The organism is Achromobacter deleyi (assembly GCF_902859705.1).
Classification (GTDB): domain Bacteria; phylum Pseudomonadota; class Gammaproteobacteria; order Burkholderiales; family Burkholderiaceae_B; genus Achromobacter; species Achromobacter deleyi.
The window spans coordinates 72,683-86,879 of record NZ_CADIJO010000005.1; the positions used below are offsets into that span (position 1 = coordinate 72,683).

The following is a 14,197-nucleotide window of genomic DNA, read 5'->3' on the forward strand; positions in this document are numbered from 1 at the left end:
CGACATGCTGCTCAAGCTACCCACCCGCATCCTCCTGGCGGCCTTGCTGCTGGGGCTCATCCTGGTGCTGACCGCCTGCGCCAAGGACATTCCCGTCTACACGCCGCCATCCGCGCGCCCCGTGGCCGCGGCTGAACAACCCTGGCAGTCCGGCCACTTCCTGGCACTGGCCTACCACGACGTCGAAGACGAAGACCCCGACCAGGGCTTTCTCAGCGTGCGCACCGACCGCCTGGTCGACCAGCTGGCCTGGCTGCGTGAAAACGGCTACCAGGCCGTCACCGTCGACCAGATCCTGGCCGCACGGCAAGGCGGCGCGCCGCTGCCCGAGCGCGCCGTGCTGCTGTCGTTCGACGACGGCTACCGCAGCTTCTACACCCGCGTGCTGCCCATCCTGAAGGCCTACCGCTGGCCCGCCCTGCTGGCGCCCGTGGGCACCTGGATGGACACGCCGGCCGACAAGCCCGTGGACTTCGGCGGCAGCCCCGAACCCCGCGGCCGTTTCCTGAACTGGGACGAGATCCGCGAGATCTCGCAGTCGGGCCTGGTCGAGATCGCCGCGCACACCAACGCCTCGCACTACGGCGCGCTGGCCAATCCGCAAGGCAACACCGAGCCCGCCGCCGCCGTGCGCGCCTACGACGCCGCCACCGGCCAATATGAATCCGAAGCGCAGTTCAACGCCCGCATGGGCGCCGACGTGGCCGCCATCAGCCGCAAGATCGAACGCGTGACGGGCAAGGCGCCGCGCGTCTGGGTCTGGCCCTACGGCGCCGAAGGCGGCACCACCCTGCGCATCACCGCCGAACACGGCTACCAGCTGGCCCTGACGCTGGAAGACGGCGCCGGCCGGCTCGACCGGCTGATGTCCACCCCGCGCCTGCTGCTGGCCAGCGATCCGGCGCTGAAGTCCTTCGCCAACAGCGTCGTGGGCATGGAAACCACGCCCTTCATGCGCGTGGCCCACGTGGACCTGGACTACGTCTACGACCCGGACCCGGCCCAGACCGACCGCAACCTGGGCGAGCTGGTGCAGCGCATTCTGGACATGCAGATCAACACGGTGTTCCTGCAGGCCTATTCGGACCCCACCGGCGACGGCCTGGTGCGTTCGGTGTACTTCCCCAACCGCTGGCTGCCGATGCGCGCCGATCTCTTCAACCGCGCCGCCTGGCAGCTGCACAACCGCGCCAACGTGATGGTCTACGCCTGGATGCCGGTGCTGGCCTATGACCTGGACCCGGCCATCGCGCGGGTCACGCGCTGGCAGCCGGACTCGCCCCAAGCCGCGCCCCAGCCCGACCCCGACCAGTACCGCCGCCTGTCGCCGTTCGACGCCACCGCGCGGGCCCGCATCGGCGACCTGTACGAAGACCTGGCGCGCCACGCGATCTTCGACGGCATCCTGTTCCACGACGACGCGGTGCTGTCCGACTTCGAAGACGCCAGCCCCGGCGCGCTGGCCGCCTACCGCGCCGCCGGCCTGCCAGGCGACATCGCGCAGCTGCGCGCCGACCCGGCCACGATGCAGCGCTGGACTCGCGTGAAAAGCCGCGCGCTGATCGACTTCACCGCCGAACTGACCGCCAAGGTGCGCGCCGTGCGCGGCCCGCAGATCAAGACCGCGCGCAACATCTTCGCCATGCCGATCCTGGACCCGCAGTCCGAAGCCTGGTTCGCGCAGAACCTGGACGATTTCCTGGGCGCCTACGACTGGACCGCGCCGATGGCCATGCCGCTGATGGAAAACGTGCCCAAAGGCCAGGAAAACGCCTGGCTCGACCGGCTGGTCGACCAGGTGGCCAAACGCCCCGGCGGCCTGGACCGCACCGTGTTCGAACTGCAGGCGCGCGACTGGCGCACGGGCCCGGGCCGCCCCGAGGTGACGCCGGTGGACACCGCCGTGCTGGCCGGCTGGATGCAGCGCCTGCAACTGCGCGGCGCCCGCAGCTTCGGCTACTACCCCGACGACTTCTCGCAAGACCAGCCCCGGCTGCAAGGCATCCGGCCCGCCATCTCTGAAGCGTGGTACCCCATCCGATGATCGACCGACTGATCGCCCTGATTATCCTGCTGGCGGTGCTTGGCGCGCCGTTCGGCTTCACCATGATGCTGACCGGCCAGGCGCTGCTGGGCTTCGTCTTCTTCTACCCCCTGTTCATGTCCGGCATGTGGATGGCCGGTGGCCTGTACTTCTGGTGGCACTGGGAACGGCGCTGGGACTGGGGCCCCGGCCGCCCGCCGCCCGCCCTGGCCGGCGACCCGCTCGTGTCGATCCTGGTGCCCTGCTACAACGAGGCCGACAACGGCGAAGAGACCTTGCTGGCCGCACTGGGCCAGCACTATCCCAACATCGAGGTCATCGCCATCAACGACGGTTCCAGCGACGGCACCGGCGCCATGCTGGACCGCCTGGCCACGCAGCATCCGCGCCTGCGCGTCGTGCACCTGGCGCAGAACCAGGGCAAGGCCATGGCGCTGCGCATGGGCGCCCTGGCCGCGCGCAGCGAATACCTGGTGTGCATCGACGGCGACGCGGTGCTCGACCCCGACGCCGCCGCCTACCTGGTGGCGCCGCTGATCGACAACCCGCGGGTTGGCGCCGTCACCGGCAACCCGCGCATCCGCACCCGCTCGACCCTGATCGGCCGCATCCAGGTGGGCGAGTTCTCGTCCATCATCGGGCTGATCAAGCGCACCCAGCGCGTCTACGGCCAGGTCTTCACCGTGTCCGGCGTGGTCGCGGCCTTTCGCCGCGCCGCGCTTGACCGGGTGGGCTACTGGAGCCTGGACATGATCACCGAAGACATCGACATCAGCTGGAAGCTGCAACGCGACCACTGGTCGATCTTCTACGAGCCGCGCGGCCTGTGCTGGATCCTGATGCCGGAAACGCTGCGCGGGCTGTGGAAGCAGCGCCTGCGCTGGGCCCAGGGCGGCGCCGAGGTGTTCCTGAAGAACCTGCGGTCGATCTGGACCTGGCGCCACCGCCGCCTGTGGCCGCTGATGCTAGAATTCTGCCTGTCCACCGCCTGGGCCTTCGCCTTTGGCGTGTCGGTGCTGCTGTGGCTGGTCAGCCAGGTCGTGACCCTGCCGCACAACATGCACATCGCCAGCCTGATGCCGCCCGCCTTCACCGGCATGATGCTGGCCGTGGTCTGCCTGCTGCAGTTCGCCATCAGCATCCTGATCGACCGCCGCTACGAGCCCGGCCTGTGGCGCGCGCTGTACTGGGTCATCTGGTATCCGCTGGCGTACTGGATGGTCAGTCTCTTCACCACCCTGGTCAGTTTCCCCAAAGTCATGCTGCGCAAGCAGGCCCGGCGCGCGCGCTGGACCAGCCCCGACCGCGGCATCAAATCTTCGGACGCCTCATGATCATCACCACGCAACGCTCGCGCGCGGGCTACCTGTTCGACCTGCTGCTGACCGCGGTGGGCTGGTTCGCCTTCGTCTACCTGTTCGGTTCCGGCATCGCCGCCATCCTGCGCGGCGCCGCCAGCGGCCCGCAGGCGCCGCTGTGGCCGACCTTCCTGCCCACGCTGCACACGCTGGCCGGCTACGCCCTGCTGGCGCTGGCCAACGCCGCCGTGCTGGTGGCCTGGGCCGTCTACAACCACCTGCGCTTTCGCGGCAAAGACCGCCGCCAGCCCATCGATGCCCTGAACGACCATCAACTGGCCATGAGCTTCGCGGTGACGCCGCAGCAACTGGCCCAGCTGCGCGGCGCCCGCGTCGCCGTCATCCACCACAGTGGCGATGGCGAAATCCGGGGCATCGAGGCGGCGCGGCCGCGGCTGGCCGCAGTGGCGGGCGCGGCGGCCTGATCAGGCCTGCTTGCGCGCTACCTGCTTGCGCTCCACATTCGGCAGCAGCACCGCCACCACGCCCAACAGCGGCAGGTACGCGCACACCTGGTACACATAGCCGATGCTGGTCGCATCGGCCAGCTTGCCCAGCGCCGCCGCGCCCAGGCCGCCCATGCCGAACGCAAACCCGAAGAACAGGCCGGCAATCATGCCGACCTTGCCTGGCACCAATTCCTGCGCATACACCACGATGGCCGAGAACGCCGACGCCAGCACCATGCCGATGATCACCACCAGCACGCCCGTCCAGAACAGGTTGGCGTAGGGCAGCATCAGCGTGAACGGCGCCACGCCCAGGATCGACACCCAGATCACGATCTTGCGGCCGATGCGGTCGCCCACCGGCCCGCCCACCACCGTGCCCACCGCCACCGCGGCCAGGAACAGGAACAGGTACAGCTGGGCTTCCCGCACCGACAGGGCGAACTTGTCGATCAGGTAGAACGTGAAATAGCTGTTCAGGCTGGACAGATAGAAGTACTTGGAAAACACCAGCAGCCCCAGCACGCCCAGCGCGCCCAGCACCTGGTTGCGCGTCAGGCCGTTGCCGGCCCCTTCGCGTTTGGCGCGCGGCTTCAGGCGCACGCGGTTGGCGCTGTACCAGCGGCCAATGCCCGTCAGCACCACGATGCCGAACAGCGCCGCCAGCGAAAACCAGGCCACGCTGCCCTGGCCGTGCGGAATGATGAACAGCGCCGCCAGCAGCGGGCCCAGGGCCGACCCGACGTTGCCGCCCACCTGGAACAGCGACTGCGCCAGGCCATGACGCCCGCCCGAGGCCATGCGCGCCACCCGCGATGACTCGGGGTGGAACACCGACGAGCCCGTGCCCACCAGCACCGCGGCCACCAGCAGCCAGCCGAACGACGGCGCTATCGACAGCAGCAGCAAGCCCACCAGCGTGAAGCCCATGCCCACCGGCAGCGAATACGGCTTGGGATTGCGGTCGGTATAGAAACCGATGAAGGGCTGCAGCAGCGACGCCGCCAATTGGTACACCAGCGTGATCAGGCCGATCTGCGCGAACGACAGGCTGAATGATTCCTTCAGCATCGGGTAGATGGCCAACAGGATCGACTGGATCATGTCGTTCATCAGGTGCGCCACGCTGATCGCGCCCAGCACCTTGAAGGCGGTGGACGGGTCGGACACGGCGGGGGTCGGCGTGGCCGCCGGGGCGGACAGGTCCGGCAGGTCGGCGGCGGGATTCTGGGCGGAATTCATGGGGTGGCGGGATCAGGAACAAAGGACCCTGCGCCGGCGATACGCCGCGAACAGGGGGCCATCGGGGCGACAAGACGCCTCGCACAGGCCCCAGTGTAGGAACGGCGGCTTTCCCCTGCCTGCCAATTTTCGTCGGGAAAGTGACAAAATAGCCTCATTCCCACCCTTATTTCGGCCTCATCCTATTGCTGGAAGTGACACCATGCCGACCCGGCCCACCCGCCCCGACCCCGCCCGCAGCATCGACGCGCAGGACTACCAGCACCGTCCGCGCAGCGTCACCGCCATGGCCAAGGAATTTTCGGCCGGCGCCCGCACCGGCGCCCACTCGCACCCGCGCGCCCAGTTGATCTATGCCGTCCAGGGTGTGATGCACGTCACCACGCCCAGCGGCTTCTGGGCCCTGCCGCCCCTGCGCGCGCTGTGGGTGCCGGCGGGCGTGCCGCATGGGGTCGACATGATCGGCGCGGTCTCGATGCGTTCGCTCTACATCCAGCCCGATGCCGCCCACACGTATTGGCCGCAGTGCCAGGTCATCGAGGTCAGCGGCCTGCTGCGCGAACTGATCCTGACCCTCACCGCCGAACCCATCGATTACCCGCTGGGCGGCCGCGCCGAGCAGGTGGCCGCGCTGATCCTGTCCGAACTGGCCGCCGCCCGCGTGGTGCCGATCCAGATTCCCTGGCCGCGCGACCGCCGCCTGCAGACCATCTGCGAAGCCATCCTGGACCAGCCCGGCCTGCAGCGCGGCATCGAAGACTGGGGCAGCGAAGTCGGCGCCAGCGCGCGTACCTTGATCCGCCTGTTTCAAGCTGAATTGGGACTGAATTACCGACAGTGGGTGCAGCAGGTGCGGTTGGCCGATGCCGTCTGCCGCCTATCGTTGGGCGAGCCGGTGGCGCGTATCGCGGCCGATCTCGGCTACCGCAGCCCCAGCGCATTCAGCGCCATGTTCCACCGCGCGCTGGGTGCACCGCCGCAACGCTACCTGCAAAACGCCGCATGACATCTGCAACCGGCCTTGCCGTTTGTCACGGCGCGCAATACATTTCACGGCGCGCTTGTGCAGCGCCGCAGCGCGAAACCCGCGCAGCGCGTATGCTCAACTCCGTCCCTATATCCTTTACCCGTCGTGCGGACCATCCCGCCGGGCAAGTTTGGTTACTGAAACCTTCCGGTGCGGTCGCCGGTCTATGAAGGTTCTGCCCTAGAATCGCCAGCAATGAGCACCCCCCAGCAATCCTCCGCCACCCCGGGCGGCAAATCGGGCTTCCCCTGGAAACGACTCCTCATCAAGGCGGGCGTCGCCGTCGCCGGCCTCGGCGTCTGCGGGGCGGTGCTCGTCGGCCTGGCGCTGGCCCTGGCCTGGCCCAGCCTGCCCGACCTGCACGCCATGACCGACTACCGGCCACGGGTGCCGCTGCGCATCTACACGGCCGACAAGGTCCTGATCGGCGAATACGGCGAAGAACACCGCAACGTCCTGCGTTTCGATGAAATCCCGCCGGTCATGCGCCAGGCGGTGCTGGCGGCCGAAGACGACCGCTTCTACCAGCACGGCGGCGTCGACTGGATGGGCATGGTGCGCGCGGTGCTCGTCAACCTGGTCAAACAGTCCAAGACCCAGGGCGGCAGCACCATCACCATGCAGGTGGCGCGCAATTTCTACCTGTCGTCCGAAAAAACGTATTCGCGCAAGTTCTACGAACTGCTGCTGACCTACAAGATCGAATCCGAGCTCACCAAGGACCAGATCCTTGAGCTCTACATGAATCAGATCTACCTGGGACATCGCGCCTACGGCTTTGCCGCGGCTTCGCGCACCTACCTGGGCAAGCCGCTGGCGGAAGTCACGCCGGCCGAAGCCGCCATGCTGGCCGGCATTCCCAAGGCGCCGTCGCGCTTTAACCCCATCACCAATTTCCCGCGCGCCGAAATCCGCCAGCACTACGTGCTGGGCCGCATGAAGACGCTGGGCTACCTGACGCCCGAACAGGCCGACGAAGCCCTCAAGCAGCACATCACCATCCGCGGCGCCGACGGCTCCAGCACGCGCGGCTTCGCCATCCACGGCGACTACCCCGCCGAACTGGCGCGCCAGCTGATGTACGGCGTCTTCCAGGAACAGACCTACTCCAAGGGCATCGACGTCTACACCACCATCGATTCCAAGGCGCAGGAAGCCGCCTACCGCGCCGTGCGCGACGGCGTGCTGGACTACACCCGCCGCGCCGTCTACCCCGGCCCCGAAGACCAGATCGAGCTGCCCGACGGCGTTGAAAAAGACCCGGCCGCGCTGGACGACATCCTGGACGGCGTGCAGGAAAAAACGCCCGACAGCGAAGACCTGCTCGCCGCCGTGGTGCTGGCCGCCAGCCCCCAGGAAGTCACCGTGGCGCGCAGCGCCCGCGACATCATCACCATTTCCGACAAGAAGGCGCTGGCCGTGGTGGCGCGCGCCCTGAACCCCAAGGCCAGCGACAGCCAGCGCATCAGCCGCGGCTCGGTGGTCTATATCCACAAAAACGGCGACAGCTGGGAAATCATCAACATGCCGGCGTTGCAGGCGGCGCTGGTGTCGATGGCTCCGCAAGACGGCGCCATCCGCGCCATGATCGGCGGCTTCGACTACAACCGCGGCACCTTCAACCGCGTCACGCAGGCCTGGCGCCAGCCCGGTTCCAACATCAAGCCCTTCGTCTACGCCGCGGCGCTTGAACGCGGGCTGACCCCGGCCACGCAGATTTCCGATCAGCCCTTCATGCTGACCGCCGCGCAGACCGGCTCGAAAGACTGGCAGCCCAAGAACGACGGCAACCGCTACGAGCCCATGCTGACGCTGCGCCAGGGCCTGTACAAGTCCAAGAACATGGTCACCATCCGCATCCTGCAGGCCATCTCGCCGCAGTACGCGCAGGACTACCTGACCCGCTTCGGCTTCGACAAGGCCCGCTGGCCGGCCGTGCTGCCGCTGGGCCTGGGCGCCGGCGGCGCCACGCCGCTGCAGGTGGTCAACGGCTACAGCGTCTTCGCCAACGGCGGCTACCGCGTCACGCCCTACCTGGTGGACCGCGTCACCGACCGCTCGGGCAACGTGCTGATGCAGGCCCAGCCCGTGGTGGCCGGCGACGCCGCCGCGCGCGCCATCGACCCGCGCACCGCCTGGGTCATGGACGACATCCTGCGCGGCGTCACCACCAGCGGCACCGCCGCGCGCGCGCACCAGGTGCTCAAGCGCAACGACGTCGGCGGCAAGACCGGCACCACCAACGAAGCCGTGGACGTCTGGTTCTCGGGCTTCACGCCCACCTTGGCCACCACCGTCTGGATGGGCTTTGACCAGCCCAAGTCGCTGGGCACCAACGAATTCGGCAGCGGTCTGGCCCTGACCACCTGGCTCGACTACATGCAGCCGGTGCTCAAGGGCGTGCCCGAAGCCAAGCCCGCGCCCCGGCCGGACGGCCTGTTGGTCGACAACGGCGAATACTATTTCTCGGAATTCCCGCCGGGCCAGGCCGTGGCCTCGCTGGACCTGTCCAGCGGCGACGCGCTGACCGACTTCCTGAACAACAACCGCTCGACCGACGGCGTGGACAACTCGGTCAAGCCCCTGCCGGTGCCGGGCGCCGCCGCGCCGCAAACTCAGGTGCCGCAAACGCAGACCCCGCAGGCGCAGGCGCCGCAAGGGCAGCCGTTGCAAGCCCAGCCGCAGCAAGCGCCCGTGGCCCAGCCCATTCCGGTGCCGGCGGCCGGCGGCGGCGTCCTCAACAACGGGGGCAGCAACGGCGGCAATGCGCCCATTCCGCCGATCCCGGTGCCGCGCGTGGACGCAGGCAGCGATGGCGTGCGCACCAGCGCGGTCAATGGCAGCGGCCCGCTGGCCGCCCGCCCGCTGTAAGCCACGTTTTTCCCGTCATCGTCATCCGTCGGTGCGCGATCGCGCGCCGACTCACGCGAGCGGCATTCCGTGCCCGCGGCGCCCAGGCGGCGCCGCTCCCCGGCGTCAATCCTCGGTCTCTGCCAGCTCGGTCACCACCGCGCGCGGCCATGCCGTCAGCGTTTCCAGGTCCAGGAAGGTGAAGTAGCCGCCGCGCCAGCCCTCGGTATCGATGTGGTACACGTTGCCCAGCGCCAGCGGCTCGGCCACCGGGGTGTGCCCCGCCACCACCGCCCGCACGCCGCGGATGCCGGTGCGGTCCATCTGGCGCAAGCGATCGCGCGACCACTGGCACGCCGCGCTGGTGCGCTTGTAGCGGTCTTGCAGGGCCGATTCCAGCCGCGGCCAGAACAGCACCGGACAATCCGCGTGCAGCAGCCCCACGGGGCCCGACGACGTTTCCACCTCGATCGCGATCGGCAATTGGTCGAAGGCATCGGCAAAGACCTGCTGGCGTTCGGGCGGCAGGTCCAGGAACCAGCCGCCGCCGTAGCTGCGCCAGTTGTCCACGTCGACCTGCTTCGTGCGGATGTGCCGCACGGCGTAGTCTTCGTGGTTGCCCTGCACCGCGTAGAACCAGGGTTGCTCCAGCCAGGCCAGCACGCTTTCGCATTCCGGGCCGCGGTCGACCAGGTCGCCCACGGAAAACAGGCGGTCGTGCGTGGGGTCGAACCCCAGTTGGTCCAGACCCTGCTGCAGGCGGGTAAAACAGCCGTGCACATCGCCCACCGCGAAATCACGGCCCAGCGCGTTGCGCGGCACTTTCAGAAAACGTTGCTGCATGATGATCCAGCTTGCCCGATCGGGCCCAAGCCTCTTTTTTAACCCGCTTTGAATGCATCCCTTATTAATGGCCCCATTCGCTTCGTCGTGCAAATTCCGGTACGAGAATAGCTATTATTCGTGATAATGTTCCGACTTTCCCAAACCATACCTTGAACGGGGCCGCGCCTGCCGCCCCCGCCGTCGCCATGACCGCCGCCTCCACCATCAAAACCTGGTACCTGGTCCACAAATGGACCAGCCTGGTCTGCACGATCTTCCTGCTCATCATCTGTCTTACCGGGTTGCCGCTGGTGTTCCACCACGAGATCGAGCACTGGCTGGACGACGCCAAGCCGCTGTCCGACGTACCCGCCTCGACCCCGCCCGCCAACCTGGACAAGCTGGTGGAAAACGCCAAGGCCATGTACCCGGGCGAAGTCGTCGACTACCTGTTCTTCGACCCTGACGAGCCCCAGGTCTACGTCGGCATGGCGAAAAAGCCCGGCGACGGCCAGGTGTCCGGCCACGCGGTGCGCATGGACGGCCGCACCGGCGACGTCCTGCTCGACGGCCCGCTCTACACCGAAGACAAGTTCTCGTTCATGGGCATCATGCTGGCCCTGCACGTCGACCTGTTCGCGGGCCTGCCCGGCGAACTGTTCCTGGGCTTCATGGGGCTGTTGTTCTGCATCGCCATCGTCTCCGGCGTGGTGCTGTACGGCCCGTTCATGAAAAAGCTGGACTTCGGCACCGTGCGCGCCGGCCGCTCCACCCGCCTGAAGTGGCTGGACCTGCACAACCTGCTGGGCATCGTCACGCTGGTGTGGGCCTTCGTGGTGGGCGTCACCGGCGTCATCAACGAACTGTCCACGCCGCTGTTCCGCCTGTGGCAGGGCACCGAGCTCGTGCGCATCCTGGAACCCTACAAGGGCCAGAGCGTGCCCGCCCAGCTGGCCTCGGCCCAGGGCGCGGCCGACACGGCGCGCAAGGCCCTGCCGGGCAATGAAGTGTCGTTCATCGCCTTCCCCGGCAACGCCTTCGGCAGCCCGCACCACTACATCACCTGGATGCGCGGCGCGACCCCGCTGACGTCCAAGATGAATACGCCCGTCCTGGTCGATGGACGCACCGGCGAGCTCACCACCGTCGCCAAGATGCCCTGGTACCTGACCGCCCTGGAACTGTCGCGGCCGCTGCACTTCGGCGACTACGCCGGCCTGCCGCTCAAGATCATCTGGGCCGTGCTGGACCTGATCACCATCGTGGTGCTGGTCAGCGGCCTGTACCTGTGGCTGGCGCGGCGGCGCGCCACCGAAGCCCGCATCGCCGAACTGGTGCGCAAGCACCAGGCCGCCGCCGCGCCCCAACGGAGCCCCGCATGAGCAAGAACAGCCGTGGCTTCATGTTCGTCTGGGGCGTGCCGATCCTGTTGGGCATCCTCAGCGTGTTCGGCCTGCTGGCCGCCCTGCTGGGCACCGGCGGCTGGCACTGGGCGTCCTGGACGACGCTGACCGTCCTGATCATCGTCATCGTGCGGTACTGGTTCTTCCCGCCCAGGCAGCCGGCGCAGTAGCGCTACGCGCAGGACCGGCCAGCCTTACTTGCCGAACTTCTCCGGATCGGGTCCCAGGCGGCCCGCTTCCTTGATCGCATCGATCGCGTCCATCTCGGCGCGCGACAGCTCGAAGTCGAACACGTCGATGTTCTCGCGGATGCGCGCTGGCGTCACCGACTTCGGAATCACGATCAGGCCGTGCTGCAAGTGCCAGCGCAGCGTCACCTGCGCGGGCGACTTGCCATGCTTTTTGGCCAGTTCCAGGATCGTCTTCTCTTTGGTGATGCCGCCCTGCGCCAGCGGGCTCCAGGACTCGGTTGCGATGCCATGCTTGTCGTGGAACGCGCGCAGTTCGCGCTGCGCAAAGCCCGGGTGCAGCTCGATCTGGTTGACCGACGGCGTCACGCCGGTGGCGTCGATCAGCCGTTCGAGATTGGCCTGCGTGAAGTTGGACACGCCGATCGAACGCGCGCGGCCGTCTTCCTTCATCTCGATCATGGCGCGCCAGGCGTCCACGAACTTGTCGCTGCCGGCCACCGGCCAGTGGATCAGGTACAGGTCCACGTAGGCCAGGCCCAGTTTTTCCAGGCTCTCATCCAGCGCCTTGTGCGCCGCGTCGAAACCGTGCTTGTCGTTCCAGAGCTTGGTCGTGACGAACAGGTCTTTGCGCGCCACGCCTGCGGCACGCAGCCCGGCGCCCACGCCGGATTCGTTGCCGTAGATGGCGGCCGTGTCCACCGAACGGTAGCCCGCTGCAAGGGCCTCCTTGACGCTGGCGGCGGCCTGGTCGTCGGGCACTTGCCAGACCCCCAGGCCCAATTGCGGAATCTTGCTGCCGTCGTTCAGTTTTACTGCGGGTACCTTCACCATGAGTCCCTCCGAAGTAGGCGAAATGCGGATGCAAAACCCCTGGAATTCGGCAGAAAGTGGTACTTCCGTCCCAGGGGTTTTCCACTAAATAATAGCGCCCGTGCCGGATAATGGCCGTCATACCCGGCCTGCGCCTTGCGCCGGCCCCCACCATTGCTCCCTGCCGACCCATGCCCGCACCTGACTCCCGGCCGCCCGGCCGCGGCGGTTTTTCCACCCTTCGCACCCTGTTTCCCTACCTGTGGCCGCCCGGCCAGACGGGGCTCAAGCTGCGGGTGGTGGCCGCCCTGCTCTGCCTGTTCGCCGCCAAGGCGGCCACCGTCTACGTGCCCATCCTGTACAAGCACGCCATCGATGAACTGGGCCAGGGCGCGCCGGGCGCCGTGACCGTGCCGCTGGGCCTGATCCTGGCCTACGGCGCGGCCCGGGTTCTGTCCCTGTTGTTTTCCGAACTGCGCGACGCCATCTTTGCCCGCGTCGGGCAGCACGCCATCCGCTCGGTCGGCCTGCAGATCTTTCGCCACCTGCACGGCCTGGCGCTGCGCTTTCACCTGACCCGCCAGACCGGCGGCCTGACCCGCGCCATCGAACGCGGCACCAAGGGCATCCAGACCCTGCTGTCGTTCCTGCTGTTCAACATCCTGCCCACCTTCTTCGAGATCGGGCTGGTCTGTATCGTGCTGTGGAAGATGTTCGATGCCTGGCTGGCGCTGGCCACCGGCGCCACCGTCATCCTCTACATGGGCTACACGCTGGCCGTCACCGAGTGGCGCTCGAAGTTCCGGCGCCAGATGAACGAAACCGATTCCGAAGCCAACACCAAGGCCATCGAAAGCCTGCTGAACTACGAAACGGTCAAGTACTTCGGCAACGAAGAGCACGAGGCCCGCCGCTACGACGCTTCGCTGACCCGCTACGAACGCGCCGCCGTGCGCAGCCAGGTCAGCCTGTCGGTGCTGAACATCGGCCAGGCCGTCATCATTTCCGCCGGCCTCACCCTGGTCATGTGGATGGCCGCCCGCGGCATTGCGCAGGGGCGCTACACGCTGGGCGACTTCGTGCTGGTCAACACCTACCTGCTGCAGCTATACACGCCGCTCAGCTTCTTCGGCTTCATCTACCGCGAAATCAAGCAGGCCCTGATCGACATGGAACGCATGTTCGAACTGCTGGGCCAGGACCGCGAGGTCGCCGACCGCCCCGGCGCGCAGCCGCTGCGCGTGGCCGGCGGCGAGGTCGAATTCCGCGACGTGCGCTTCGGCTACGACGAGCGGCGCCAGATTCTCAAGGGCGTCAGCTTCACCATCCCGGCCGGCAAGACCGTGGCCGTGGTGGGCACCTCGGGCGCAGGCAAATCCACCATCGCCCGGCTGCTGTTCCGCTTCTATGACGCCGACAGCGGCGCCATCCTGATCGACGGCCAGGACGTGCGCGACGTCACCCAGGCCAGCCTGCGCGCCGCCATCGGCGTGGTGCCGCAAGACACCGTGCTGTTCAACGACACCATCCGCTACAACATCGGCTATGGCCGCCCCGGCGCGTCCGATGCCGAGATCGAAGCCGCCGCCCGCCTGGCCCACATCCACGACCTGGTCATGGCCATGCCCGACGGCTACCAGACCATGGTGGGCGAACGCGGCCTGAAGCTGTCCGGCGGCGAAAAACAGCGCGTGGCCATTGCCCGCACGCTGCTCAAGAACCCCGCCATCTTCCTGTTCGACGAAGCCACCAGCGCGCTGGACACCCACACCGAACGCGAAATCCAGGCCAACCTGCGCGAAGTCAGCCAGGGCCGCAGCACGCTCATCATCGCGCACCGCCTGTCCACCGTGGCCGACGCCGACGAAATCATCGTGCTCGAAGACGGCCGCATCGCCGAACGCGGCCGCCATGCGCGGCTGCTGGCCCAGAATGGCCTGTACGCTGCCATGTGGACCCGCCAGCAGGAAAGCGCGGCCGCGGCGCCCGCGGATTGAC

The 14,197-nt window shown here is 67.7% G+C and carries 11 protein-coding genes; 8 read left to right on the forward strand and 3 right to left on the reverse strand.

The genetic code is table 11. The annotated features are described in order from the left end of the window. Nucleotides 1-4: 4 nt before the first annotated feature. From pgaB to pgaD, 3 genes are read left to right on the forward strand one after another with little or no spacing between them, the layout of a single operon-like run. Nucleotides 5-2,044, forward strand: coding sequence for a poly-beta-1,6-N-acetyl-D-glucosamine N-deacetylase PgaB (pgaB, locus tag HV798_RS09310; protein WP_175192534.1), 2,040 nt, complete (start codon nucleotides 5-7; stop codon nucleotides 2,042-2,044). Next, on the forward strand, nucleotides 2,041-3,378 hold the full coding sequence (gene pgaC / locus HV798_RS09315) for a poly-beta-1,6-N-acetyl-D-glucosamine synthase (protein WP_175192535.1): 1,338 nt from the start codon (nucleotides 2,041-2,043) through the stop codon (nucleotides 3,376-3,378). The genes pgaB and pgaC overlap by 4 nt, the downstream gene beginning before the upstream one ends. Further along, the gene (gene pgaD / locus HV798_RS09320; protein WP_025135405.1) at nucleotides 3,375-3,827 is read left to right on the forward strand and encodes a poly-beta-1,6-N-acetyl-D-glucosamine biosynthesis protein PgaD; all 453 of its coding nucleotides are present in this window, start codon (nucleotides 3,375-3,377) and stop codon (nucleotides 3,825-3,827) included. Before pgaC ends, pgaD begins: the two co-directional genes overlap by 4 nt. On the opposite strand, the gene HV798_RS09325 is transcribed toward pgaD, so the two are convergent. Further along, the gene (locus tag HV798_RS09325; protein ID WP_175192536.1) at nucleotides 3,828-5,093 is read right to left on the reverse strand and encodes an MFS transporter; all 1,266 of its coding nucleotides are present in this window, start codon (nucleotides 5,091-5,093) and stop codon (nucleotides 3,828-3,830) included. Between the two features lie 202 nt (nucleotides 5,094-5,295). On the opposite strand from HV798_RS09325, the gene HV798_RS09330 reads away from it, so the two are divergent. After that, a complete protein-coding gene (locus tag HV798_RS09330; protein ID WP_025135403.1) occupies nucleotides 5,296-6,099 on the forward strand; it encodes an AraC family transcriptional regulator in 804 nt (267 codons plus the stop codon). A 216-nt stretch (nucleotides 6,100-6,315) separates the two neighbouring features. Beyond that, nucleotides 6,316-8,991, forward strand: a complete 2,676-nt coding sequence (locus HV798_RS09335) for a penicillin-binding protein 1A (RefSeq protein ID WP_175192537.1) — start codon at nucleotides 6,316-6,318, stop codon at nucleotides 8,989-8,991. A 105-nt stretch (nucleotides 8,992-9,096) separates the two neighbouring features. Here the strand turns inward: HV798_RS09335 and HV798_RS09340 are convergent, their stop codons facing one another. Continuing rightward, nucleotides 9,097-9,813 carry a metallophosphoesterase gene (locus tag HV798_RS09340; RefSeq protein ID WP_175192538.1) on the reverse strand — a complete coding sequence of 239 codons (717 nt, stop codon included), beginning with the start codon at nucleotides 9,811-9,813 and terminating at the stop codon, nucleotides 9,097-9,099. Between the two features lie 188 nt (nucleotides 9,814-10,001). On the opposite strand from HV798_RS09340, the gene HV798_RS09345 reads away from it, so the two are divergent. Both HV798_RS09345 and HV798_RS09350 read left to right on the forward strand, forming a co-directional pair. Beyond that, nucleotides 10,002-11,177: a PepSY-associated TM helix domain-containing protein gene (locus HV798_RS09345; protein WP_175192539.1), complete on the forward strand. Its 1,176-nt coding sequence runs from the start codon at nucleotides 10,002-10,004 to the stop codon at nucleotides 11,175-11,177. Next, a complete protein-coding gene (locus HV798_RS09350; protein WP_025135399.1) occupies nucleotides 11,174-11,368 on the forward strand; it encodes a hypothetical protein in 195 nt (64 codons plus the stop codon). Before HV798_RS09345 ends, HV798_RS09350 begins: the two co-directional genes overlap by 4 nt. Nucleotides 11,369-11,392: 24 nt before the next feature. Here HV798_RS09350 and HV798_RS09355 read toward each other — a convergent pair whose 3' ends face one another. After that, nucleotides 11,393-12,220, reverse strand: a complete 828-nt coding sequence (locus HV798_RS09355) for an aldo/keto reductase (RefSeq protein ID WP_175192540.1) — start codon at nucleotides 12,218-12,220, stop codon at nucleotides 11,393-11,395. 170 nt (nucleotides 12,221-12,390) lie between these two features. Between HV798_RS09355 and HV798_RS09360 the strand changes: the two genes are divergently transcribed. Continuing rightward, entirely contained in the window at nucleotides 12,391-14,196 is a 1,806-nt protein-coding gene (locus tag HV798_RS09360) for an ABCB family ABC transporter ATP-binding protein/permease (RefSeq protein ID WP_175192541.1), read from the forward strand. Nucleotide 14,197 lies beyond the last annotated feature (1 nt).